Annotated in this window: 1 protein-coding gene; it reads right to left on the bottom strand. The window is 68.6% G+C overall.

Annotated features, from left to right (window positions below; genetic code table 11):
* Nucleotides 1-653 (bottom strand): SDR family NAD(P)-dependent oxidoreductase (locus tag JHAT_RS33545; RefSeq protein ID WP_143660641.1); only part of this gene is annotated, 653 nt, incomplete at both ends.

Below are 653 nucleotides of genomic sequence, written 5' to 3'. Positions count from 1 at the left end.
CCCTCACCACGCCGCATCTCGGCCAACGCATCCAGATACGCGTTCGCCGCGGCATAGTTCGCCTGCCCCGCACCACCCACCGTCGCCGAGAACGACGAGAACAACACGAACGCCGACAACCCCATGCCACGCGTCAGCTCATGCAGATGCCGCGCACCCTCCGCCTTCGCCCGCAACACCGCCTCGAACCGGCCCACCGACAAACCGTCCAGCACACCGTCATCCAGAACACCGGCAGCATGGACCACCGCCGTCAACGGCAACCCCGCCGGCACACCCGCCAGCACAGCCTCCACCGCCGAACGCTCACCCACATCACACGCCACCACCGACAACCCCACACCGGCAGCAGCGAACTCCGCCCGCAACTCCTCCACACCCGCAGCCCCAGCACCCCGACGCGAAGCCAACACCACATGCTCCGCACCAGCACCCACCAGCCACCGCGCCACACGACGACCCAGACCACCCGTGCCACCCGTCACCAGCACAGTCCCCGACACCCGCCAAGAACCACCACCAGTGACACTCCCGGCGGCACGGATCACACGCCGGCCGAACACCCCCGCAGCACGAACAGCCACCTCACCCTCACCCGAGGCAAACACCCCCGCCAGACGCCCCACCAACCGGGCATCCACCACCTCAGGCAA

This window comes from Streptomyces sp. JHA26, from assembly GCF_002005565.1.
In the GTDB taxonomy this organism is placed as follows: domain Bacteria; phylum Actinomycetota; class Actinomycetes; order Streptomycetales; family Streptomycetaceae; genus Streptomyces.
The sequence above is the reverse complement of the archived record's forward strand: the minus strand, read 5'-3'. Positions and strand labels throughout refer to the sequence as shown.